This is a genomic window from Bifidobacterium sp. SO4 (assembly GCF_018555355.1).
GTDB lineage: Bacteria > Actinomycetota > Actinomycetes > Actinomycetales > Bifidobacteriaceae > Bifidobacterium > Bifidobacterium miconisargentati.
Map to the genome: position 1 here is coordinate 270,650 of NZ_JAFEJP010000001.1, position 25,676 is coordinate 296,325.

Here is a 25,676-nt window from a genome sequence, read left to right on the forward strand (position 1 = left end):
TACGGACGGGCTACGCCCGCGATTCCTGATTCGGCTGTCGCCTCATATTTCGCCTACGGACAGTCCACCGGACTGTCCGCTTGACGGCTTAACCCCGCGACCTAGCGGGGTTCCTTTTTCTCAAGACAATGAGCCCTGTTGCGCGATGATGTTCAACATCCGCGCAACAGGGCTCATTCGGTTCAACCGACATCACACTCCCCGGACCTGCAGCTCATCGACACCACGCTGGTCCCCCGCCAGTCGTGCGGCTGTCTGAAGTACTGAGGCCAGTTCCTTGGCCGCATCGAGTCACCCGGAAATCCCCTCAGCGGTCTTTTCGCGCTAGAAAGGCCTATCTTCTGGCACGAAACGACCGCCAAGAAGGTAATTAGCGTCCCTTTCGTACCAGAAAGACACTGCTTCTAGCATCAAAAGACCTCTAAATGCCCATTTTGCGGTCGTTTCATGCTAGAAGTATTGTCCTTCTGACATGAAACGACCGCTATAAGGTCAATTTGAGATCGTTTGCCGCTAGAACCATCGTCTTCCTAGCATGAAACGATCACTAAATAGGCATTTTGAGGCGGTTTTGTGCTAGGAACGACGCTCTTCTAGCACAAAACCGCCGCTGAGCCGTCGAACCCTACCGCGCGGTCGATTCGCGCTCGATGAGCTTGTACCCCACACTCACGGTTTGGGGGTAATACTGCTCGTCCGGGTGCTCGATGCGCCGCATGAGCAGCGTCAGGGCGGTGTTCGCCATGCCCTTGAAATCGGTGGCCACGGTGGTCAGCGTCGGCACGGTGTAAGCACCCTGGCTCAGGCCGTCGAAACCGATGACCAGCACATCCTCGGGCACATGCACGCCGCCGTCCGCAAGGCCTCGCAGCAGGCCGATGGCGATGCCATCGTTGAGGCAGTAGAAACCGTCGTATTTCTTGGCTCTGCGCCATTTCTTGGCCAACGCGCGGCCGGCCTCGATGCCGCCGTCGATGGACCATGCGCAGCGGATGAAATCGCGTTTGTCGTCGAATTCCAGTCCGGCCGCGCGGATTTCGGCGGTGGCCGATTGCATGCGGATATCACGCGAGCCGGGGATGATGTTCGGGTTGTGCGGGTCGCGGTTGTCGCCCACGATGCCGATGCGTGTGCAGCCGCGCTCCAGCAGGTGCCGGATCGCCGCGCGCGAGCCTTCGGCGCTGGGCGCGTTCACCGTGTCGATGGGCAGGCTGGCGTCGTAGTTCTCCAGCATGACCGAGGGGTGCTGGCGCAGGATGTCCACCGCACGCGGCGCGTTGATGGCGATGATGCCGTCGGAGAACGTATAGGACAGGTCGTTGTCGTCGGTCAGGTAGCGCGAAAGCTCGATGAGCATGTGCGAGCCGCGCTTGTGCACCTCCTCGGCGACCGCCATGGCCAGGTGCGAGAAGTAGTCGCCCTCGATGCCGGAGGTGAGGAAGGTGATGGTGTCGCTGCGGCCGGATCGCAGCGACCTGCCGGACAGATTGGTCTTGTATCCGAGCTTCTTGGCAGCGTCGCGCACGCGCTGCATGGTCTCCGGCTTGACGTAGTCCTTGCCGCGCAGCGCGGCCGAGGCGGTGGTGGCGGTCACGCCGGCGAGCTCGCCCACGTCCTTCAGCGTCACCATGGAATATCACGCTCCCTGCATGAGATATGCGATTCATGCGATGTCGATGGGCGGCCCATACTTGGGAATCCGCCATACTTAACGATGAGAATTATACAGTCCGCCGGTTTCGCCGACGCGCCGCCCATCGAGGCGGAAGGCCGCGATCCCGCAACTATTGCGAAGGGCGGGAATCCATGAATCGGATTCCCGCCCCAGGCAGCGAAAGAGAGAAAGAAAAAGGAAAGGAGTTGCGCCGCAGGTCAGGGGAGGTTGGTCGGATCCGACCCGACCTGCGGCACGTTGGTGTCAGCTGTTCAGTTAAGCGATGTCGGTTTGTGCCAGTCGATCACCTCTCAGCCCTTGTGGGAAGCGTTGATCACGTTGTTGTGGCCCCAGCACTGCTCGTACGGCATGCCGGCCAGATCCTCGACGACCTTGCGGGTCTCGTCGGTGACGTCGGCCATGGAGCCGCCGTTGCGCAGGCGGGCGGACTCGCCGACGAGGATGTCGTGGGTCTTCTCGTTGAGGTGCATGCGGTAGGTCAGCAGGATGCCGACGAGGGCGAGCACGACCACGGTGCCGCAGTACATGTAGAGCAGCACGTTGACCACGAGCGGGGACTGGGTCTTGACGTCGGCACCGGACTGGAAGCCGACGGCCTGCAGGATGACGCCCACGAGGATGGTCACCACGGTGTTGACGATGACCTCAAGGGTGGACTGGATGCCGGCGTACTGGCCCTCGCGGCGCTTGCCGGTGACGAGCTCGTCGACGTCCGGGACGAAGGACTGCACGTAGGTCTGGGCGTTCACGATGCCGGAGTTGCCGAGGGTGAACAGGGTGATCAGGATGGTGAACACCAGGGTGACGGTGGCCTTCGGCATGGAGCCGTGGGTCAGGCCCAGGATGAAGATGCCGACAAACAGCACGATGGTGAACCAGGAGCCCAGACGGTAGGCGCGCATGCCGCCGATCTTGGTGATGATCGTGGCCCAGATGACCACGCAGACCATGCCGAACAGGAAGCTGAAGCCGGTGGAGAGGGAGACCTCGGCCGGGGTCAGGAGCAGCACGAACATGATGAAGTAGGCGTTGATCTGGCCGCGGACGGTACGGAAGGTCATCTGGGACAGGAAGATGCCGAGGTAGTTGCGGAAGGTCTTGATGCGCAGCACGGACAGGAAGTTCCAGAACACGGAGACCAGGCGGCCGAAGAAGCCGACCTTCTCGGCGTCGCCCTTGTCGGCGGAGGAGATATCGGTGGTCTCGTCGTACGGACGCTCCTTGATGCACAGGGCGCCGATCACGAGCAGGACGGTGCCGAGCACGGCGTAGATCATGGCGATCTTGAAGTACGGCTGCCAGCTGTCGGCACCCCAGATCTTGAACAGGTAGGCGTTGAACATGGACAGCGCGAAGCCGCCGACGCCGCCACCGATCTGCTGGACGGCCACGAGCTGGGCGCGATCCTTGGAATCATCGGTCATCTCGGAGGGCAGCGAGTAGACCACGGTGTTGATGCCCGGGTACACGCCGTAGTAGATGACGTTGATGAGCAGGTAGAACCACACCGGCATGTTCGGGACCCACAGCAGCACGTAGAAGATGAGGTTCAGCGGTGCGGCGATGAGCAGCGTGCCCTTACGACGGCCGACCTTGCGGCCGAACGAGGTGGAGTACATACGATCGGAGATGTAGCCCCAGACCGGAGTGATGAAGCCGCCGATGGCCTTGCCGACGGCGAGCATCGTGGTGACGATGCCAATGGAGATGGCGAGCGGCTGGGTGTAGTAGATCATCTGCCAAGTCATCACCATGGTGGTCATGGTGAAGGACAGCGGCAGCAGCGCGTAGGTGAGCTTCGTCACCCAAGAGAGCTTGCGGCCCGCTGCGGACGATGCCGAGTTGGACATTGGATTTCTCCTGTTCTCCTTTGAAACCGACACGACGAACTACGGCGCAGGGCCATAGACCTTGGAGCTGCTTGGGATTGCCGGACTGCTGCGTCCGGTGTCCGATTCGCCTACCCAGAAACCTTATCGTTGAGATTTCTGGGCTCGATTTCATTTCTTGATATTTGCGAAACTAACCATATCACAAATCTCATCGATGAGATTATTTTGCGATTCTGGCGTGTCGTAGGAGGGCAGAAAAGGCGGTTTTGCCTGATATACCAGGCTTGAAACGGCATAAAAATAGGCTCCCCTCAGAGAGGGGAGCCGGAGCCATGGCGCAATCAGCCTTTATGGCTCACGTTGATGACATTGTTGTGGCCCCAGCAGCGCTCGTAGGGCATGCCGGTGAGGCTTTCGACCAGCGTGCGCGTCTCGGGCGTCGCGTCGTCCATGGAGCCGCCGGAGCGCAGGCGGTCGATCTCGGCGAGCAGCAGCTCATGGTTCTCGCGGTTGAGCCTCAGACGGAACGTGAAGACGATGCCCACGATGCATATCACGATCGGCACGAACGAGAACAGGCACGCCAACGCGAGCACGGTCTGCGGCGGCTGCGACTGCGCACCCTCCACGAACCCGGTCGCCTCCAGCACCAGGCCGATCACGATGGTCTCGGCGGAGGAGAAGATGTCGTCGATGGTCGAATTGATGGCGGCGTACTGGCCCTCGCGGCGCTTCGAGGTGATGATCTCATCCACGTCCGGAATGAACGTGTACGTGTACTGCGTGGCGTTCACCACGCCGGTGATGCCGAAGTTCATGAACAGGCCAAGGCCGATGTACAGCACGGCGCGGGTGCCGGTCGGTATGTGACTCGCGGCCATCGCCAGCATGAACATCGCCAGGAACACGAAGATCACCTCGATGCCGCCCAGACGATAGGCACGCGGGCCTCCGATCTTCGCGGTGATCCACATGAAGAAGCCGACGCACGCGATGCCGAACAGCAGATTGACGCCGGTGGCCAGCGAGACGGTCTGCGGGTCGAGCAGCAGCACGAAGATCACGAAATACGTGTTGAGCGTGCCGCGCACCGTGCGGAACATCTCCTCCGAAAGGTACAGGCCGAGGTAGTTGCGGAATTCCCTGACCTTCAACACCGAGAGGAAGTTCCACACCACCGAGACGAGCCGCCTGCCCGCGCCGACACGCGCACCGGTGCCGCCGGACTCCTCCGCGTCCGCGTCCGAGACGTCGGTGGATGCGCTGAACGGGCGCTCCTGGATCGACAGGAAGCCGAGCATGAGCACGGCGGTGCCCATGATGCCGTACAGCAGCGCCATGTTGAAGTACGACTCCCAGTTGTCCTTGCCCCAAATGGTGAACAGGTAGACGTTGAGCACCGAGAGGAAAGTGCCGCCGATGGCGCCGGCGATCTGGTTGACGCCCACCAGTTGCGCGCGCTGCGTGGGGTTCTCGGTCATCTCGCTGGGCAGGCCGTACTGCACGGTGGTGATGCCGGCGAAGAACGCCCAGTACAGCAGGTTCGCGAAGAAGTAGACGGCGATCGGCAGGTTCGGGATCCACAGCAGCAGGTAGAAGACGAAGTTCGCGGGAATCGCGAAGATCAGGATGGAGCGGCGGCGGCCGAAGCGGCGGCCGAGCGCGTTGCGGTACATGCGGTCGGAGATGTAGCCCCAGACCGGGCCGATGACCGAGGCCACGATCTTGCCGGTGGCGATGAGCACCGCGGTGACGGCCATCGACACGTTCAGGAACGTGGTGAAGTAGAACATCTGCCATGTCACGATCATGGTCTGCATGACGTAGGACAGGGAGAAGGTGGCGTACCCGAGCTTGGCCTTCCACGACAGGGCGGCGTCCACCGCCTCGGACGCCACGTTGGCGCGCTTGATTCGGTTGCCGTTCCCTTGCGACATCTTCGTCCTTTCCTCGGCCTGCGCCGGCCGATGCCGGAGGCGCGCGGCAGCACGCCCGTCCGACGGCATATCTCATGATGATGGTTCACGGCCTGTCAGCGTCGTCGCGACACGCCGTTCGTTCGTTCTGATTCAGAACTCTATCATCGTTAAGATTTACGCGCCATATACGGCGTTTTGAATCCCCGTAAAAACAAGCGTTATTCGTAATCTCATCGTTGAGATGCTATGCTGGTCATCGTCAAGGACGAACAGCCCCGGCCTCCCAAACAACGAGAGAGGCGGGGCAACCGCATTCCCGACGTCGGGAATGCCCAACAGTCGCACCCCACCACACAACCCCACATCATCAAAAGCCACGGAGGTCTTTACGATGACAACACCCAACCGCCCGGAAGCCGGCAGCAACGCCGGCCTGACCGCACGCAACAACAACTTCGACCAAGGCTGGCGGTTCTTCCGCGGCACCCCGAACGGCGCCGAACGTCCCGAATACGACGACTCCGACTGGCGTGAGGTGACCCTCCCCCACGACTACGGCGTCGAGGGCCGCTTCTCCCGCAACGCCCGTGCCACCGTGGGCTACCTCAAGGTGGGCGAGGGCTGGTACCGCAAGACCTTCACCGCCCCCGAATCGCTCGCAGGCAAGTACGTGACCCTCGACTTCGACGGCGCCATGGACCGCGCCGAGGTCTGGCTCAACGGCGAGAAGGTGGCCGAGCATCACTACGGCTACACGAACTTCGCCATCGACCTGACCGGCAAGATCAAGCCCGGCGAGACCAACGTGCTCACCGTGCGCACCGTCAACGAGGAGCCGAGCTCCCGCTGGTACGCCGGCGCCGGTCTCTACCGCGACGTGACCCTTACCGTGGCCGAGCCGGTGCATGTGGCCCGCTTCGGCACGCAGATCACCACCCCGAGCCTGGAGCAGGACGTCAAGGACGGCCACGCCAACGTGCTCGTCTCCACCATCGTGGCCAACGGCACCGCCACCGACCAGGCCATCGAGCTGCGCCAGGAGATCCTCGACGCCAACGGCGCGGTCGTGGCCGCCGGCGAGGACGGCGTGACCGTGCCGGCCGGCACCCCGGACACCACCGAGGCCGCCGCCGCATACGATGCCGCCGAGGCCCCGAACCGCTTCGAGACCATGCTGTCCGTGACCGACCCGCACCTGTGGAGCACCGCCGACCCCTACCAGTACACGCTGCGCACCACCGTGCTCGTGGACGGCAAGGCCGTGGACGTCACCGAGACCCTCTTCGGCCTGCGCTGGATCACCCTCGACCCGAAGCTCGGCCTGTTTCTTAACGGTGTGAACATGCGCGCCCTGGGCATGTGCATGCACCATGACCTAGGTTCGCTGGGCGCCGCCACCTACCGCCGCGCCGTGGTCCGTCAGCTGGAGATCCTGCGCGACGCCGGCGTGAACGCCATCCGCACCTCGCACAACCCCTGCTCCAAGGTGTGGGCCGAGGAGTGCAGCCGCATGGGCTTCCTGCTGCTCGAGGAGCTCACGGACATGTGGACCGCCCCGAAGAACCGCAACGACTACTCCAACTACTTCGCCCAGGACTACCCCGAGGACCTGGCCGCCATGATCCTGCGCGACCGCAACGAGCCGGCCGTGTTCATGTGGGGCATGGGCAACGAGGTGGCCTGGCAGGAGAAGGAGATCCCGATCGCCGAGGATCTGACCCGTCGCTGCCACCTGCTCGACCCGACCCGCCCGAACTCCGTGAACGACGCCTCCTACCTGTCCAAGGGCATCGACGGCATCGGCAACAAGATCCACGAGAAGATGGACGTGCGCGGCTACTCCTACATCAACCGCGACCAGATGGAGAAGGTGCACGAGAAGCACCCGAACGACGTGATCCTCAACTCCGAGTCCGGCAACTGCACGCCGTGCCGCGGCTTCTACGTGCATCCGACGATCCTGACGGACGAGTGGCAGCTGCGCGGCCGCGACTACCCGTTCGCCAAGGGCCGCCGGCCGTGGAAGGAGGACACCTACGAGATCTCCGACTACAACGTCACCACGAACCGTGGCTACCCGCTCGACATCGCGTTCGACCGTCTCGTGAACCTGCCGTTCAACGTCGGCGAGTTCGCGTGGACCGGCTTCGACTACATCGGCGAGCCGGCCCCGTACATCTCCAACTTCTACTGGAACAAGCCGGACATGCCCGAGTCCGACGGCACCGTGCTGGCACCGTTGCGCTCCTACTACGGCATGGTCGACACGGCCGGCTTCCCGAAGAACCCGTGGTGGCTCTACAAGGCGTTGTGGACCGACCCGGACGACGCCCCGATGGTGCATCTGCTGCCGCACTGGAACTGGGATGAGGGCGAATCCGTGGCCGTCTGGGCGTACACCAACGCCGCCTCCGCCGAGCTGTTCCTCAACGGCCGCTCGCTGGGCAGGCGCGAGTTCGAATCGCACCAGGCCACCTTCCACCTCAACAACAAGTACGCGGACAAGCCGTTTGAGTACCGCTACCAGAAGGACGGCAACGAGCCCAAGCAGCTGACCCTGCAGTGGGAGGTGCCGTTCGAGCCGGGCACGGTCGAGGTCGTCGCCTACGACAAGGCCGGCAAGGAGGTGGCCCGCGACTCCATCACCACCGCGGGCGCCCCGGCCGGCATCAGGCTGATTCCGGACCGTCACGTCATCGATGGCGACGGCCATGACCTGAGCTTCATCGAGGCGGACGTGATCGATGACGCCGGCGTGATCGTGCCGCGCGCCAACGACGAGCTGACGTTCCACGTGGAACATGGCCACCTGCTCGGCACCGACAACGGCTACCAGGCCAACACCGAACCGCTGCAGTCCCCCGTGCACTCCGCCTACTCCGGCAAGGTGCTCGCCATCGTGGCCTCGGACGGCTCCGGCAAGCCGATCCGCGTGACCGCCACCGCCAAGGGCCTGCGCTCGGACACCGTGAACGTGTTCGTGACCGACGTGTCTCGGAACGCCGGACTACCCCTCAGTCCGACTTTGTCGGCCAGCTCCCCTGACAAGGGGAGCCAGGAGCACAGGGTGCTCGAGGTGCGCGACGCAGCCGTGCGCGTCCGTGCCGGTGAGACCCCGGTGCTGCCGCAGACGGTGACCGCCCTGCTCGCGGACAACACCAGCGCCGAGGTGCCGGTGGAATGGAACACGGCCGATCTGCTGGACGCCGTGGCCGACGCCGAAGGCAAGTCCGGCGCACAGTCGTTCACCGTCGCCGGCGAGGCCGCTGGCCTTCCGGTCACCGTCACCGTCACCGTGGCCCACCCGGTCTCCGTACGCCCGGTCTCCCTGGCCTCCGCCGCCGGAACCGTGCCCGCGCTGCCCGCCCGCGTCATGGTCATCTTCGATGACGGCAGCAGCGTGGACGCGCCGGCCGCCTGGACCACCGATGGCGAAGCCGCCTCCTGGACCCCGGGCACCGTCACGGTGAACGGCACCGTCGAAGGCTACGGCCTGCCCGTAACCGCCAGCGTGCGCGTGGCCGATCCGGCCGATGTCAAGGACGCCGAATCCCTCGCCCATGACACCACCGAATTGGCCCGCGTGACGGTGGACGGCAAGGCCGTCTCCTTCGACAGCGAGAACCGCGCCGTGCTGCACCGCGCCTACACCGCGGGCGCCCCCGAGATCGCCGTCGAGACCAAGGACAACGCGGTGGCCTACGTGGTGCCGCCGCTGCACTACCCGTACGGCTCGTACGTGATCCGCGTGGTCTCCGAGGACGGCGAACAGCATGCCGCCTACGCGCTCGACCTGGACGTGCCGCCGGCACCGGTGGCCGAAGTCACCGTGATTCCGCCCGCCTTCACCATGGGCGAGGACGAGACCACACGCCTCATCGTGACCGCCACGGACGAGACCGGCGCCGCCATCGACCTGGGTGAGGGCAGCGAGGCCGTCGTGACGTTCGCCTCCGGCGACGAGTCCGTGGCCGGCGTGGCCGACGACGGCACCGTCACCGGCCGTCTGTCCGGCAGCTCGAACGTGACCGTCACCGTGACGTACGGCGGCGTGGCCAAGACCAGCGCACCGGCCATCGTGACCGTCTCCGAGGGCGCGGAGCCGAAGCGGCCGACCGGCGTCGCGGCGCCCACCGTGCGCACCGTCGCCGGCGAGACGCCCGAACTGCCCGCCGCCGTGACCGTGAGCTTCGACCACGGCGTGGACGCGCCGCTGCCGGTCGAGTGGGACGCCGTGCCCGCCGAGGCCTACGCCCAGGCCGGCGAGGTGAGCGTGCAGGGTCATGTCGCCCGCTTCGATCTGGACGTGACCGCCACCGTGCATGTGGTCAAGGTGCTGGCCGTGCAGTCCGTCTCCCTGGCCACCATCACCGGCATCGAGCCGCTGGTGAGCGAGAGCGCGCCGGAAGTGACCGTCTACTGGTCCGACGGCGCCAAGGAGCAGCGCGCGGTGACCTGGGACAAGCCCGAGGCCTCCCTGTACCGCAACGCTGGCACGTTCACGCTGCTCGGCGCGGTGGACGGACTGGAGGAGAAGGCCATCGCCCATGTGCGCGTGACCGACGACTACGTGCAGAACCGCGACCTGTTCTCCTACCGCAACGACGTGTACCCGCAGGTGCGTGCCTCTTACACCAACCCGGATCCGAAGGCCCAGGAGGATGCCTCCCTGCTCATGGACGGCATCGTGTCCTACACGCCGCGCGTGGGCTACAACCTGAAGAACCGCTGGTCCACCACCGGCGACCCGTCACGCACCGCATGGCTGGAGTACCGCTTCGGCTACGGCGAGGAGACGCCGTTCATGCTCAACTCCTTCACCGTCTACTACTGCCTTGACGGCGAGAACGTGGCGCTGCCTGAGTCCGTGGCCGTGGAGTACCTGGAGTCCGACGGTTCCTGGCAGCCGGTGCGTGGCCTGTCCGCGACCTCGCATCCGGTCGAGCAGACCAACGATGCGGCCTGGGTGTACGCGACGGTCGGCGACAAGCCCGGCTCCTCGATGAGCTCGAAGGGCGACGAGACCACGTACTCCTTCGACATGGTGCGCACGTCCCGCATCAGGATCACGTTCACGTCCGCCGAGGGCAAGGTCGTGGCCATCACCGAGGTGCGCGGCGACGCCCGCATCCCCGCCCAGCATAGCGAGGCCGTGATCGGCGGCCTGTTGGTGGATGGCAAGGAGGTCGCCGGCTTCGACCCTGCGGTCGAGAGCTACAAGACGGCGGCACCTGCCGGCGAGACGCCTGAGATCCAGGCGCTGCCCGGCGAGGGCAACGCCGCCGTGACCGTGGTGAACACCGCGGCCGCGAACGGCGAGGCCCAGGTGATCGTTACCTCCGAGGATGGCGTCACCACCCGCACCTACCACGTCGCGATCGTCCCGGAACAGTGAAAGGCCAGGTGATGCCCATCCGATGAATCCGTGAGTTTCCTAGCCTGATCAATGTCAAAGGCCGGCCGGTTCCCGTCAAGAGAACCGGCCGGCCTTTTCCGTCAACAACAACGATTCCATCGCCTCGACTCCGATTGCCGGGAAACCGGCGGCGGCGAGGCGAGGCGACGTGCGGTTCGGCTATGCGCCCAGCAGGTCGAGCATCTGGGGGATGTTCTTCTTGCCGAATTCGACGGTCTGGGCGCCGTCGGCCTTGTCGATGACGATGCAGGGCACGCTCATCGCGCCGTACTGGTCCCTGAGCTCCGGGAAGTGCGAGACGTCGTACGCCTCGGCACGCACGGCCGGGTTGAGCGAGGCGATGCGCTGGGCGGAGAGCACGGTTTCGGGGCACATCGTGCAGGTCAGTGAGACCAGAACCGTCACGTTCACCGGCTCCTTGATGGCCGCGATGCGTTCCTTGAGGTCGTCGCCGAGCGGCTGGCCGGGGCCGGCCGCGTTGTAGAGACCCAGCACGAACGAGTTGAACTCGTGGCCGGAGGGCACGCCATGGAAGGCGAGTCCGGTGAAGGTCAGCTTGCCGTCATCGCCGTCAGCCGGCAGACAGATGCGCACGGCCGGACGGGCCAACGGCAGCACACCAGACGGATCGAACTCGGCGCGACCGGAATCGTCAAGGGAACCGTAGACAGGCAGGGCGGTGCCGTCCGGCAACGTGACCTCAAGCGGTTCGCCGACGACCAGCGAGGCCGGCGCGGTTTCACCGTCGATGGCGGTGACGAGACCCGCGGCGTCCACGGCCACGGAGTTCAGCTTGCCGCCGGACAGAGAGACCATCTCCCCCACGAATCCCTGCAATTCCGTGGAAAGCGGGGTGTTGTCAAGCTCCAGGACCAAGGTCGCCGGACGGCTCATGCGGCCGAACACCACGCCGAGCTGCTGCTTGATGGCGGCGGAGAACAGTTCGCCGGGCTTCCTGGCGGTCTTGGCGGCGGCCGCGGCATCGGCGCTGCGCTTGGCCGGCGCGGGGGCGGGCGAGGTGCCGGCGTTCGCGGCGGAGGCCGCCTTGGAAGCGGCCGCGGCTTCGGCCTGCTCGTAGGCGGAAGTATTGGGGCGCGGCGGCACCAGACCGGTCTTCTCGCTCAGCTGCTTGGCGTAACGTTCCAGTTCCACTGCGGCGATGGCGCCGTCGGCGGTGGCGGTGACCACCTGGCGCAGGTTCTTGACGCGCAGGTCGCCGGCCGCGTACACGCCGGGCACGGAGGTTTCGAGGTAACCGTGCGTGACCACGTAGCCGTGGTCGTCGAGCTCGACCACACCGCGCACCAGGTCGGTGGCGGGCACGTATCCGGCGAACACGAAGACGCCGAACGTGCCGTTGTCGGCCGGCTTCCAGGTCGTTATCTCGCCGGTTTCGACGTTGCGGACCGTGGCTTCCCTGAGGCCGCCCTGGCCTGCGGTGACGCCGTCAAGAACCGTGTTGTAGCGCACCTCGATTTTCGGGTTGTTCTTGGCCTCGGCGGCCACGGAGGCATCGCAGGTGAAGTCGGGCTCGCGCACGAGAATCGTGACCTTGCTGGCGTACTTGGTCAGGAACACGGACTCCTCGGCCGCGGCGAATCCGCCGCCGACCACGAGGACCTCCTTGCCGGTGAAGAACTCGCCGTCGCAGGTGGCGCAGTAAGCCACGCCGCGGCCGGCGTATTCGGCCTCGCCCGTGAAGCCGAGCTTGCGCGGGGAGGCGCCGGTGGCGATGAGGATGCCGAAGGTCCTGAGATCGCCGCGGGAGGTGTGCACGGTCTTGACGTCGCCCTCGACGTCAAGACCGGTGGCCTCGGCGGAGAGGAACTCGGCACCGAAGTCCTGAGCCTGCTGGCGCATGGTCTGGGTGAGCGCGCGGCCGGTGGTGCGGCCGACGCCCGGATAGTTCACGACTTCGTTGGTGATGGTGATCTGGCCGCCGAAATCGTCCTTTTCGAGGATGAGCACGCGGTAGCGGGCGCGGGCGAGGTACAGGCCCGCCGTGAGTCCCGCCGGGCCGCCGCCGATGACGACGACGTCGTAGAGGTTGTCTTGAGTTTCGGTCATGAAAGCTCCTTGGTACGTATAAAAGCGGCTCCCCTCGCTGAGGGGAGCCAGAAAAACAAACCGTTCGTTAACGACTCAGCGCTATGCCACAATCACAGCTGGCCGACGAGGTCGAGGCTGGGCTCGATGGTCTCCTCGCCCGGGGTCCAGTTGGCGGGGCAGACCTGGTCGCCGTGCTCGTAGACGAACTGAGAGGCCTGCACGCGGCGCAGCAACTCGTCGGCGTTGCGGCCCACGTTGGAGCTGGTGACCTCGTAGGCCACGACCTTGCCCTCGGGGTTGATGATGAAGTCGCCGCGTTCGGCCATGCCGTCGGCCTCGTTGTAGGTGTCGAGGTCGCGGGCCAGCAGGGCGGTCGGGTCGGCGAGCATCGGGTACTGGATCTTGGCGATCTTCTCGCTGGCGTCGTGCCAGGCCTTGTGCACGAAGTGGGTGTCGCAAGACACGGAGTAGATCTCGCAGCCGATCTTCTTGAATTCCTCGTACTTGTTGGCGAGGTCCTCAAGCTCGGTGGGGCACACGAACGTGAAATCGGCCGGGTAGAAGAAGAACACGGACCAGTGGCCGAGCACGTCCTCCTTGGTCACCTCATGGAATTCGTTGTTCTGGAAGGCCTGCACCTTGAAATCGGTCAGCTCGTGCTGCAGAAGAGTCATCATCGGTCCTTTCATGACGTCAGAAACGTTGCCATCTCCCATCGTAACGTCGCCGGGTCGTGACGGGCCGGCTGTTCCCTATGAGCCTTATCACAGCAGGTTTTGCGGGCTCGCTGTCCATATATGCGGTACTTTTCCCCAGAATCAGCAGCGACTTTGGGGAAAAGTACCGATGACGGCGGCCCAGTGGCACTTTTCCCCACGGTCGCCCTTGATTTTGGGGAAAAGTACCGCTGAGTCGGACTTATCGGCACGTTTTTCCAAAGTCGCCGCCGATTCTGGGGAAAAGTACCGCTTCCTCCCACAGCCAAGCCGATACCACCGCCCCGGCTAGTATGGAACACAGCAGAACCATCGAAACATGGAGGTGTCATGGCTCAAGAGTTCACCCAGGAAACCACCGCAAACGCCACGTGGAGCCGCATGTTGCAGGGCAACCGGCGTTTCTCCGAGGGCAAGGCGGAGCACCCGTGGCAGGACAAGGAGACCCGGCACATGCTCACCGACGGACAGAACCCGGATGCCGCGGTGTTTTCCTGCTCCGACTCGCGCGTGCCTCCCGAGATCATCTTCGATCAGGGCCTGGGCGATCTGTTCACCGTGCGCACCGCCGGCCAGATGATCGACGACGCGGTCATCGCCTCGCTGGAGTATGCGGTCAAGAAGCTGCATGTGAGCCTGATCTGCGTGCTCGGCCATGGCCGTTGCGGCGCGCTGGAGACCGCCGAACGCGAGTTCGACGCCATGCTGGAGTCGATCACCGCCGAGGCGGAAGGCTCGCTGGAGGCCGCGGACATCCTGGACAATCTGGACGAGCAGCTGGCCCAGTCCGATTCCATCGTCCTGCGTCAGGCCGGCATGTCCGTCTGGCAGGCCCGCGAGGCCGAACTCGACTGCCTGGACGACATCGAGCGCGTGCATGTGGCACGCACCATCGAATCGCTGGTGGACCGTTCCGAGGTGATCCAGCAGGCCCTGGCGAATGAAAAGCTCATGATCGTGGGCGCGCGGTACCAGCTCGATTCCGGCAAGGTCGAGGTGCTGAGCTTCTAGCTCTTGCCTCGGCTCCCCTCCGAGAGGACATTGCCGTGAAGCGAACAGTCCAGTGGACTGTCCGCAGGCAATGTGCGAGACGACAGTCGAGCCAGCAGAACGCGAACGAAGTTCGTCCTTAATTGCAGGAAAGCCAGGATAAGGCCCGACGCCTTGCATCACACCAATAATGCGGGGATGATAAGGGTTGTCAGAGAGAAGACAACCGGAAGAAGTCGGACCCATGCCACCTGCTCTTACCGTCTATTACGGCTCGACCAAATACGTCGTCAGCCCGGAACGCACCACCATCATCGGCCGCTCGCCCGATTGCGACCTGGTGATCCGCAATCCGTACGTCTCGCACCATCACGCCCGCATCACCTGGACCGAGGACGGCTGGCTGTTGGCGGACATGGGCAGCGCGAACGGCCTGACCATCCAGGGCATGCACACCAATTCCGTGCTACTGACCTCGACCGTCACCGTGGCGTTGGCGCGCGATGCCGTCATCACCTGCGTGGTGGGCGATCAGGCCCCGCAGTCGCGGCCGTTGCCGGCACATGCGCCGGCAACCCCAACGCGCCCCAACACATCGGTTCAAGAAAACATGCCATCAGGCGCACGACCGACCGCCGCACAATCGGACGCACAGCCTCAGTCTTCACGGCAACGACAGCAGCAGAGGCCCGTAGCCTCGCCCGCAATCCCCCAGCAGACCACTGAGGCGGCGGCACAACGGCAGCCGGGCGGAACCCGCAGGCCATCGGAAACAGCTCACGCAATTCCCGCGGTCCCCGCACGTCCGGCTCCCGCCACCGGCACAACGATCGCAACCCCTCAAGCACCTGCCATTCCAGTCAAACCGACGGCCCCATCAGCCCAAAATCCGAACCCACTGCCGCCGCGCGCCACGGCCCCCACGAACCCACCGGTAGCACCAGCGCTCCCCCATCAGACCGTCACGACCCCGACCGAACCCGGCAATGGAGTCACCGTACTGTCCGACGCACATCGTCCAACCTCCGTAAAGCCGACATCCGCACCTGACGTCCCGGTCTCCCCCATCGCCGCACGACCGACCACAACGCACGTAACCGGCACTGCACCGGCGAACCAGCCGCAATCGCAACCGAATCAGTCAACTCAACCGACACGTCCCGTCTCCCCCGCACCGAAATCGGCCACCGCCACCGTGCTGGCGGGCAGCACGCAGGCGGCGCACCTGGAGTCGCAGCTGACCTCGCACCGCGTGACCGGCTCGTTCGACCCGACCAAGGACAAGGAGGGCACGCTCGGCCGCGACGAATCCTGCCAGATCCGCATCAACGACTTCCTCGTCTCCCGCAGACACTGCTCGCTGGCGTCCACACCGAACGGCATCCTCCTGACCGACCTCGACTCGGCCAACGGCACGTACGTCAACGGCCGCCGCGTGGCCAAGATCTGGCTTGAGGAGGGCGATCTGGTCACCGTGGGCAACACGGACCTCATCGTGCACGAGGGCGTGCTATGCGACCGCGAGCCGCTGACCAGCACGGACGCGGTGATCGCCGAGAACGTAGGCCTGACCGTGGGCAAGGGCACACGACTGCTCAAAGGCATCAACGCCGTGTTCGCCAAGGGCACGCTGACCGCCGTGATCGGCCCGTCCGGCGCGGGCAAGACCACGTTCACGTCCATCGTGGCGGGCCTGAGCTCCCCCACCGAGGGCCACGTGCTGTTCGACGGCTACGACGTGCAGCAGAACATCGAACTACTGCGCAGCCGCATCGGTTTCGTGCCGCAGGACGACGTGGTGCACCGCAAACTCACCGTGGATGCGGCGCTCGAATACGCCGCCAAACTGCGTCTGCCCGGCTCCACCAAGGCCGAGCGCGCCGAAATCATCAATCACGTGCTGGAGGAACTGGAGCTCACCGGCCGGCGCGGCAATCGCGTGGACCAGCTCTCCGGCGGCCAGCGCAAGCGCGTCTCCACGGCCATCGAACTGCTCACCAGCCCGGAACTGCTCATCCTCGACGAGCCGACCTCCGGTCTCGACCCGGCGCTGGACCTGACGGTGATGACCATGCTGCGTCAGCTCGCGGACGCGGGCCGCGTGGTAATCGTGGTGACCCATTCGCTGGCATACATCAACAAGCTGTGCGATAACGTGCTCATGCTCGCCCCCGGCGGCAAACCGGCGTTCTTCGGATCCGTCGCCGAGATGCAGCAGGCCTTCCACGGCCAGGAGTGGGCGGACATCTTCAATGCCGTGACCGCCAATCCCGACCGCGTCTACTCCATCACCGATTCGCGGCAACGGGCGATGGCGGCCAAACAGACCGTCCGCCCGCACGGCGACCATGAGAAGCCTGCCAAGCCGTTCCGCATCAAGCAGACGGTGACGCTGGTGGCCCGTCAGCTGCATTTGATCGCGGCCGACCCCGGTCTGCTCATCTTCCTGGTGCTGTTGCCCCTGTTCCTGGGACTGCTTTCGCTCGTGGTGCCCGGCTCGCACGGCCTGGGCGAGCCCGATTTCAAGGACGCCGCCACCGAACCGAACCAGCTGCTCTCGCTCATCATCCTGGGCGCCTGCTTCATGGGCTCGGCCCTGTCCGTGAGGGACATCGTCTCCGAGAGGGCCATCTACGACCGCGAGCGCGCGGTGGGCCTCTCCCCCACGTCGTACACGTGCTCGAAGCTCATCGTCATGGGTCTGCAGACGCTGCTGCAGGCCGCACTGCTGGTGACGGCCGTGAGCCTGGGCAAGCCGCACCCGGATCAGGGCGTGCTCACCGACTCGGGTATTCCCGAACTGGTGCTGGTGGTGTGGCTCACCGCGTGGGCCTCGGCCATGCTGGGCGAGGTGGGTTCGGCGCTGGTCAAGTCCGGCGAGCAGACCATGCCGCTTCTGGTGATTCTGGTGATGGCCCAGCTCGTGTTCTCCGGCGGCATGATCCCGGTGACCGGGCGCGACGGACTCGACCAGCTGAGCATGGTGTTCCCGGGCCGCTGGGGCTTCTCCGCGGCCGCTTCGGACATCGACTTGAACGGCCTGCTGTACGGCCCCACCAAGGTGCCGACGTTCAAGAAGGACGACCTGTGGGAGCACACCGCGGACCAGTTCTGGTTCGACCTGGGCATCCTCGTGCTGATGGTGGTGGTGTTCACCGTGGTGCTGCGCGTGTGCGTGAGCAACGCGGCGGCCAAAATGCGCCGGCGGTAGCGACGGCTCACGGTAATTACCGGCGATGATGCCGATGGGCAACGGAACGCGGGGATGCCGGAAACAGCAGCGCGGTGGATTGCACACGAATCGCGTAATCCACCGCGCTGCCGCGGGTATTGACTCCCCACTCCCCTAGAGTTGGCGGTATGTCACTTGGTTTGAACATCCTCCTGATCTTCGTGTTCCTGGTCATCGGCTCCGTGTTCTCCGGCACCGAGCTGGCACTGGTCTCCCTGCGAGGCTCGCAGATCGAGCAGATGGAGCAGGAGGACGCCCGCGGCGCGAAGGTGGCCAAGATCGCGCGCGACCCGAACACCTTCCTGTCCACCGTGCAGATCGGCGTGACGCTCTCCGGCTTCCTGTCCGCATCGTTCGGCGCCTCCTCGATCGCCCCCTACCTGATTCCCACGGTGGAGAGCTGGGGCGTGCCCACCGGCATCGCCGGCGGACTGGTGAACATCATCCTGACGCTCATCATCTCCTACTGCTCCATCGTGATTTCGGAGATGGTGCCCAAGCGCATCGCCATGCAGCGCACCGAGCAAATCGCGCGCGCCGTGGTGCCGGCCATCGACGTGTTCGCCACCGTTTGCCGCCCGATCATCTGGCTCATCGGCAAGAACACGAACGGCATCGTGCGCCTCTTGGGCTTCGACCCGCAGCAGACCGAATCCGAGGTATCCGACGACGAGCTGCGCGTGCTGGTGAGCTCCAATACGAACCTGTCGAAGGACGAGCGCACGATTCTGGACGACGTGTTCGACGCCTCCGAGACCATCGTGGCCGAGGTGATGCGCCCGCGCGCCGACGTGGTGTTCATTGAGGGCGACCAGCCCATCGCCGATGCCGCCGCGTTCGTGCGCGACCAGCCGTACTCCCGCTACCCGGTGACCGGCAAGGATTTCGACGACGTGATCGGCTTCGTGCATGTGCGCGACCTGCTGGACGTGCGCGACCCGAACGCCAAGACCGTGCGCGACGTGACACGCGAGGGCATCTCGCTGCCCGGCACGTCCAAGCTGCTGCCGTCCCTGGAGATGCTGCGCAAGCGCGGCATCCATCTGGCCGTGGTCATCGACGAGTACGGCGGCACAGACGGCATCGTGACGCTTGAGGACATGACCGAGGAGCTCGTGGGCGATATCCGCGATGAGTACGACCTGCCCACCGAGAAGGGCGGCGAGCGCACCACCCGCACCGCGTTCGTCAACGGCGTGGCCACCATCGAGGCCAGCATGACCATCGAGGACTTCGCCGACCTGACCGGCATCGAACTGGAGGACGGCCCGTACGAGACCGTGGCCGGCTACTTCCTGGCCCACACCGGCAAGATGGGCGCGACGGGCGACGTGCTGCATTCAGACGACGGCTACGACATGGTCGTCACCAAGGTCGACGGCCGCCGCATCGAGACTATTGAGGTAAGAAAAGCGGGCGCTCCCGACCACGCGCCGGTCGCCGAGGCATAAATCCCTTGGCTCCCCTTGTCGGCGGAGCTGACTGAGGGGTAGTCCCGAATAGCACCACTTTCGGTAAAGCCTCGTCAACAAGTTCTACGTGATTCTTCCCACGTTCGCTCCGGGCCTGTGCGAATGGCGGAACACCTAAACTGGAATGACTGTTCCCAAACATGAAAGGAAGAAACATCATGACACTTGCATTCGTGGTTCCCGGTCTCGATGAGGCGACCAGCGAGAAAGCCATCGCCATCCTGCAGAACCGCCTGAGCCAGGAGCAGGAGGCCGCCCTAGTCTTGAAGCACGCGCACTGGAACGTGACCGGACCGAACTTCATCGCCGTGCACGAGATGCTCGACCCCGAGGTCGAATCCGTGCTGGCCCAGGCGGACGAGACCGCCGAGCGCATCGCCACGCTGGGAGGCACCCCGGACGGCCGCGCGGACGCCATCGTCCGCAACCGCACGTGGAAGCCGTTCGACGTGGACGGCCGCGCCGGCACCGAGGAGTACCTCAAGGCCCTCATCGAGTACTACGACGCCTTCATCGCCGACGACCGCAAGGCCGTGGCCGAACTGGACGAGCTGGACTTCGTGAGCTCCAACATCATCCAGGACCACGTCCAGCAGCTCGAAAAGTTCCAGTGGTTCATGCGCAGCCATCTGGCGTGAGATAGCCGCACAGTAGAGCTCATATACAGATTCTGGCTCCCCTCTTTGAGGGGAGCTGTCGTCGTAGACGACTGAGGGGAGTTTTTCAGAACTGTGACGTTTACTCCCCTCAGTCAGCTTCGCTGACAGCTCCCCTCAGAGAGGGGAGCCAGATTACGCCTGCATTCGCGCGGTATCAGCCCTCGATGATGAGGACGCCCCAGGCGGGGATGCCGACCTCGTCGCCGACGGCCACCGAAGTACCGGCCAGCAAATCGGCACCCGCGATCGGCGCCTTGAACTGCACGGCCTTGCCGGAGTAGTTCAGGAAGTAGGTCACGGACTTGCCGGCCTCGTTCACGCCACGGCGCACGCGCACCGGGGTGCCCGCGAAGTCGTCGGTGGACCAATCCACCACGCCGGCGCGGCGGGCGGCCTCCAGCAGCACGGGCTTGATCTCGTCGGTGGAGGTCATCGTGCCGACCCATTCGGCGGAGCCCTTGCCGAACCCGTGGCGCGTGATCGCCGCATACCCGGCCTGTCCCCACACGGATTCGCCGTAGTCGGCCAGCACCTCCGTGCCTTCGGCCGGCTTGAGCAGCTCCAGGAAGTGCTGCGGCCGCACGGCCTCAGTGCCGTCCAGGGCGCCCTTGAAGGCCACCTCCACGTCGGTCATGTCGTTGGTGAACTGGTTGTAGCTCACGCCGAACACGTCGGTGAGGTTGTGCGGCTGACGGTCGTGGTAGACCTTCACGTTGTCGTCCGTCACGAACGACTTGAACGTGGCGAGCACGTTACCGCCGCGCTCCACGTAGGCGCGCACGCGGCCGATCAGGCCCTCGTCCGCCACGTACAGGGCCGGGGTGATGAGCAGCCTGTACTGCTCCAGCACGTCGAGCGGCGCGGTGTACGGCACGAAGTCGGCCTCGATGTTGAGGTCGAAGAGCGCGTCGTACAGCCAGCGCATCACGTCGTTGTACGTGGTCAGGCCGGAGACGCCCTCGTCGTACGGGTTCGGGTCCGGGAAGCCGGTCTCGATGGTGAATCGGGTGAGCGCGGTCAGGGCCTTGTTGCTCATCATGATGGCGACCTTGTTGCGCTTCTTCAGGTTCACCAGGTGCGAGCCCACGCGCTCGATCTCGCCGCCGAAGACGCCGGCCTCCTCATAGGTGGGGTTCGGCTCGAAATCGTGGCTCAGCAGGCCCTTCCAGTACGTCTCGAAGGAGTTGTGGATGGAGTGCCAGTGCCAGTACATCACCGAATCGGCGCCGTTGGCCAGGTGCGAGTAGGCCTGCAGACGCAGCTGGCCGGGGTAGGGGAGCCAGCCGTTCTGGCCCTGCGCCTGGGTCTCGATGAGCAGCCAGTTCTCGCCGCCCTTGAAGGAGCGGGTCAGGTCGCCGCCCATGCCGATCTCACGGCCGGTCAGGTGCGATTCGCCCGGATGGTAGATGTCCACGCCGGCGATGTCCAGGTGCTTGGAGGTCTCGTAGTCGTCCGCCCACGGCTGCAGGCCGTAGGAGTAGCCGCGCCATTCGAGGTCGTAGTTGTGCGTGACGAACTGTCCGGGGCGGGCGTACTCGCGCACGATGTCCGCCTGCCAGCCGATGTAGTCGGTCACGAGCTTGCGGCGGAAGGTGTCGAATTCGGAGCTGAGCGAGCCGTTGATCGTGCCGGTGGCGCCGGTCACGTCCGGGAAGTCGTCCCAGGAGTTGATGCGGTTGGACCAGTAGTCGAGGCCGTAGGCGAGGTTCATGGCGTCGAGATCGTCGTGGAACTTCGCGCGCAGGTGCTTGACGAACAGCTTCTGCACGTTGTTGGACACCACGTCGTAGTACTTGCACTCGTTGTCCACCTGGTAGCCGATGACGGCCTTGTGGCCGGCCACGTGCGCGATGAGCTTGCGGATGGCGCGTTCGGCGTAGAACAGGAACGAGGCGTCGGTGATGTTCATGATCTGGCGGCCGCCGTAGATGGCCTTGCCCTTGTGGGTGGTCTCCAGCACGTCCGGGTACATGTTGGACAGCCAGGACGGGAAGGCGTACGTGGGGGTGCCGATGATCACGTCGATGCCGGCCGCGGCCATGGCGTCGAGCACGCGGTCGATGTGGGAGAAGTCGAACACGCCGGGCTGCGGTTCCATCGTGCTCCAGGTGGATTCGGCGATGCGCACGGTATTGATGTGCGCGGCCTTCATCAGCGCGATGTCCTTGTCGAGGCGGTCCTCGGGCATGTACTCGTCGTAGTAGGCGGCACCGAAGAGGATATGGTCGAGTGTCTTGCTCATGGCGTTTTCCTTTGCGTCCGGGCCCTTAGCGGACCTTCTTGATCGTCATGACCAGCACGGCGCCGATCAGGGCGATGACGGACAGGCACGGCAGGATTGGCATGTACTGGCCGCCGAGGATGTTGAACAGGACGGCGCCGACCACCGGGGCGAGGATCTGGGCGCCCGTGTTGGCGAAGTTGAGGATGCCGAGGTCCTTGGCGGCGTTCTCCGGGTTGGGCAGCACCTCGATGTTGAGGGCCTGGTCCACGGAGAAGAAGATGCCCGCGCCGATGCCGGCGACCACGCCGTACCAGACCATGGAAACCGGCTCGCGGTAGATGAACGGGATGATGGTGCCGATGGCGGTGAGCACGGCGGAGAAGGCCACGAGCTTCTTGCGGGTCTTGAGGAAGTCGGAGACCGGGCCGGACAGCGGCGCGAAGATGATGGCGGTGATCATGGTGGCCACGCCCATGGCGGAGATGTACTTGCCGGCGGTGGACTGGTCGGCGCCCATGCCGGAGGTCAGGTAGAAGACCTGGTACACGGAGAAGCCGGTGACGGCGATGTTGATCATCATCTTGCCGAACAGGGCCTTGTACAGGTCGGAGGCACCCTTGGTCGGGAACTTGAAGGTGTCGGCGAAGACCTTGGCGTCGAAGCTCTTCTTGGGCATGCCGAGGCTGGACTTCTCACGCATGAGGACCGCGGCCACCGGGCCGGAGAGCAGCATCATGACGGCGAGCGCGTAGTAGCCGGTGTTGACCAGGCCGGGGTTGGCGTCGGACATGAAGAAGCCGCCGATGACCGGACCGCCGTACTGGCCGATGATGTAGCCGATGGCGTACACGGAAGAGATCAGGCCGCGGTGCTTGGGGGCGGTGCGGTCGGCGATCACGGCGATGAGCGGGGCCACGATCATGTTGATGAAGGTCTGGATGAGGCACCACAGCACGGTGAAGATCCACAGGTGCGCGCGGTCCTGGACCAGGCCGAGGCCCACCATGACGGCCGCGGTGAGCAGGGAGCCAGCGAGGATCCACGGGGTGCGGCGGCCGAGGCGGGAACGGGTGATGTCGGTCAGGGCACCGATGATGATCGTGGTGATGGTGGAGACGATGGCGCCCAGCGTGCCCAGCATGGCGAGGTAGTTGTTGACCTCGGCGCCGGCGCCGCCCATGATGGCGGCCAGCTTGGCCGGGTTGAGCACGGAGTTGAGGCCCATGAACGGGGCCAACCACAGCAGAGCGCCGACTCCGGTGGCGATGCCGATGATGATGGGGGCCTTGGGCTGCTCCTCGTCGGTGACGTGGCCGCTCCACACTGCTGCGGTCTGTTCGTTAGTGGACATCCTGCGTCCTTTCGATTGTCTTTTGTTGCGTTATACCACTGCGATGTCGATATTGACTCAGCGTTGAGTCAATATGGCGTCCCTGCTTGCCTCAACGTTGTGCCACCTACGATACACCTGTTTGAGTAATCGTTGAGTCAAAATGGACTTCGGCGTGTCGCACGCTGTCGGTTCGTTACGGAATCGTGCCCGAATCCTTGAAGATTCCGGCGTCCGACGGGCCGGATGCCTACAATGGCAGGGTTCGCATGGCTTGGTTCCTTGGTTCGTCCGCCGACAGCCGGGGCTCATCCGGTTCAGGATGGACGGCCACCGGCGCGGACAGGACGGCCCACCCGTCCGGCCCGCGCCGGCGACACGGGCGACACGTCGGCCGACAGCCCGGCGGACTCGTTCGGAGCAATCGCAGGCCCGTCCCGGACCCGCGCCGCCGACGAGCCCGAACCGGACCCCACGCCCGGAGCGGGCGGAACCATAGCGTTGCAGTGGAAGAAAGTAGTGCTGGAGGATCATGGCCAAACGTGTCACGCTCGCCGAAGTCGCGGCCCACGCGCAGGTCTCGCCGAAGACGGTCTCGGACGTGATCCACGACCGCGGACGCATGCGCCCGGAGACCCGCGAGCGCATCATCGCCAGCATGCGCGAACTCGGCTACCACGCCAACGCCGCGGCCCGTACCCTGCGTACCGGCATGAGCCACACCATCGGCCTGGCACTGCCGAATTTCGCGCAGCCGTTCAACGGCAATTTCGCGGACACGCTCACCCAATACGCCAAGACCAAGGGCTATCGCGTCATCATCGCCACCTACTACGGGCTGGACGGCGGGCTTCCCGCGCTGATCGAGGAGACCTACAGCATCGGCGCGGATGGCTGGGTGTTCCTGTCCGATTCGCCGATTCCCGAGCAGCATAACTATCTGAAGCAGTCGTATCCGGTGGTGCTCACCGGCGACTACCTGGCGCACGACGCGGTGGACACGGTCATGTTCCCCAACCTGGAGGGCGCGCGGCATGCCACCGCATGGCTGCTGAATCACGGCGCCCGGCACGTCGGATTCATAGGAGCACCCGAACAGCTGACGGGCCGGGGAGGGGACCCCACGGCGTACACCGACATCGCCGCGGCCAGCGAAGGCAACGCGCCATTGCGTTTCAAGGGCTATGTCACGGCCATGCAGGAGTCCGGCACGCCCATCGACCCGACGTTGGTAGGCATTTGCCGACGACTCGACCGCGAGGACGGCGAGACCGCCGCCGAGGCCATCATCCGTTCCGGTGCGCCGTTCGACGCGCTGTGCTGCGCGAACGACGCCGTGGCCCTAGGCGCCATGTCCGCACTGGCCAACCACCACATCTCCATCCCCGAAGACGTGCAGGTCATCGGCTTCGACAACACCCCGGACGCGCGGTTCGCCAGCCCGAAGCTCACCACCATCAACCCGCATATCGAGCAGTACGCGCAGCTCTCCATCGACCTGCTCATCGCCCGCATCGAGGGTTCCGATGCGGCGCCGGGCACCTACACCACCACGTTCGACCTCGTGCAGCGCGAGACCACGCGGTAACGGGCGTCCGTAGCCGTACGGGAGCCACTGCGCGGCCGCGCAACGTGGGTCATTCTTGGACCAATCCGCAGTCGGCGAGGCCGTGATTGTGGTGCATGCCCTCCATGGCGCACCCCCATATGCCCGTCAATCGATTGACATGATTGCTGGGAACAAATCCACTTGCCCCGGCAGCCCATTCCGGCCGATTTTCGCATACCGGGGCAAAATGCTCTCGCGCAATACGGATTCGCCGCAGACCGCATTTGCCAGAAACCGCGGAATTCCGCCAATCTTCAATCCGCGACTTCGTTGTCGATCCAACCACTCTTGCCCCGGCAATCAAAAAACACGCAAAATCGCATATCGGGACACGAAAAATTGCCCCGGTGTGCATGTCAATCGGTTGACATGCACACCGGGGCAAATACCGAAACGATAATGGTGGCAACCAACCCGGCGTCCGGACACTCTTTCCCGCACAACCGGAGGAGACGCCCGCAATCCGTCAGAACTGCCACCGCACGGACCGGTTCGGAGCCAAGATCGGCAGCAATCGTAGCCGGCAGCACACCGGGCCTCGTTCCTTCAGCCC

The 25,676-nt window shown here is 64.7% G+C and carries 13 protein-coding genes; 6 read left to right on the forward strand and 7 right to left on the reverse strand.

Annotation, left to right across the window (positions count from 1 at the left end; genetic code table 11):
- Nucleotides 1-625: 625 nt before the first annotated feature.
- The 3 genes from JS536_RS01130 to JS536_RS01140 all read right to left on the reverse strand — a co-directional run bounded on the left by JS536_RS01130 (nt 626) and on the right by JS536_RS01140 (nt 5,444).
- The gene (locus JS536_RS01130; protein WP_214355457.1) at nt 626-1,630 is read right to left on the reverse strand and encodes a LacI family DNA-binding transcriptional regulator; all 1,005 of its coding nucleotides are present in this window, start codon (nt 1,628-1,630) and stop codon (nt 626-628) included.
- Between the two features lie 335 nt (nt 1,631-1,965).
- Entirely contained in the window at nt 1,966-3,525 is a 1,560-nt protein-coding gene (locus JS536_RS01135; RefSeq protein WP_214355458.1) for an MFS transporter, read from the reverse strand.
- A 323-nt stretch (nt 3,526-3,848) separates the two neighbouring features.
- Entirely contained in the window at nt 3,849-5,444 is a 1,596-nt protein-coding gene (locus JS536_RS01140) for an MFS transporter (RefSeq protein WP_214355459.1), read from the reverse strand.
- 373 nt (nt 5,445-5,817) lie between these two features.
- Between JS536_RS01140 and JS536_RS01145 the strand changes: the two genes are divergently transcribed.
- Nucleotides 5,818-10,821, forward strand: a complete 5,004-nt coding sequence (locus tag JS536_RS01145) for an Ig-like domain-containing protein (RefSeq protein WP_214355460.1) — start codon at nt 5,818-5,820, stop codon at nt 10,819-10,821.
- Between the two features lie 180 nt (nt 10,822-11,001).
- Here JS536_RS01145 and JS536_RS01150 read toward each other — a convergent pair whose 3' ends face one another.
- Both JS536_RS01150 and ahpC read right to left on the reverse strand, forming a co-directional pair.
- Nucleotides 11,002-12,909 (reverse strand): FAD-dependent oxidoreductase, encoded by a 1,908-nt coding sequence (locus tag JS536_RS01150; RefSeq protein ID WP_214355461.1) that lies wholly within the window; start codon nt 12,907-12,909, stop codon nt 11,002-11,004.
- A gap of 92 nt (nt 12,910-13,001) precedes the next feature.
- A complete protein-coding gene (gene ahpC, locus JS536_RS01155) occupies nt 13,002-13,565 on the reverse strand; it encodes an alkyl hydroperoxide reductase subunit C (protein WP_100493703.1) in 564 nt (187 codons plus the stop codon).
- A gap of 372 nt (nt 13,566-13,937) precedes the next feature.
- Between ahpC and JS536_RS01160 the strand changes: the two genes are divergently transcribed.
- From JS536_RS01160 to JS536_RS01175, 4 genes are all read left to right on the forward strand, one after another.
- Entirely contained in the window at nt 13,938-14,618 is a 681-nt protein-coding gene (locus JS536_RS01160; RefSeq protein WP_214304589.1) for a carbonic anhydrase, read from the forward strand.
- A 223-nt stretch (nt 14,619-14,841) separates the two neighbouring features.
- Nucleotides 14,842-17,808 carry an FHA domain-containing protein gene (locus JS536_RS01165; protein WP_214355462.1) on the forward strand — a complete coding sequence of 989 codons (2,967 nt, stop codon included), beginning with the start codon at nt 14,842-14,844 and terminating at the stop codon, nt 17,806-17,808.
- Nucleotides 17,809-17,957: 149 nt separating this feature from the next.
- Nucleotides 17,958-19,280, forward strand: a complete 1,323-nt coding sequence (locus tag JS536_RS01170) for a hemolysin family protein (RefSeq protein WP_214355463.1) — start codon at nt 17,958-17,960, stop codon at nt 19,278-19,280.
- A 179-nt stretch (nt 19,281-19,459) separates the two neighbouring features.
- Nucleotides 19,460-19,939 carry a DNA starvation/stationary phase protection protein gene (locus JS536_RS01175; protein ID WP_109055936.1) on the forward strand — a complete coding sequence of 160 codons (480 nt, stop codon included), beginning with the start codon at nt 19,460-19,462 and terminating at the stop codon, nt 19,937-19,939.
- A 175-nt stretch (nt 19,940-20,114) separates the two neighbouring features.
- Here the strand turns inward: JS536_RS01175 and JS536_RS01180 are convergent, their stop codons facing one another.
- Together JS536_RS01180 and JS536_RS01185 are read right to left on the reverse strand one after the other, a co-directional pair.
- Entirely contained in the window at nt 20,115-22,202 is a 2,088-nt protein-coding gene (locus tag JS536_RS01180) for a beta-galactosidase (protein WP_214355464.1), read from the reverse strand.
- A 25-nt stretch (nt 22,203-22,227) separates the two neighbouring features.
- The gene (locus JS536_RS01185) at nt 22,228-23,535 is read right to left on the reverse strand and encodes an MFS transporter (protein ID WP_214355465.1); all 1,308 of its coding nucleotides are present in this window, start codon (nt 23,533-23,535) and stop codon (nt 22,228-22,230) included.
- Nucleotides 23,536-24,046: 511 nt separating this feature from the next.
- Here JS536_RS01185 and JS536_RS01190 point away from each other — a divergent pair.
- Nucleotides 24,047-25,102, forward strand: coding sequence for a LacI family DNA-binding transcriptional regulator (locus JS536_RS01190; protein WP_214355466.1), 1,056 nt, complete (start codon nt 24,047-24,049; stop codon nt 25,100-25,102).
- Nucleotides 25,103-25,676: the final 574 nt, after the last annotated feature.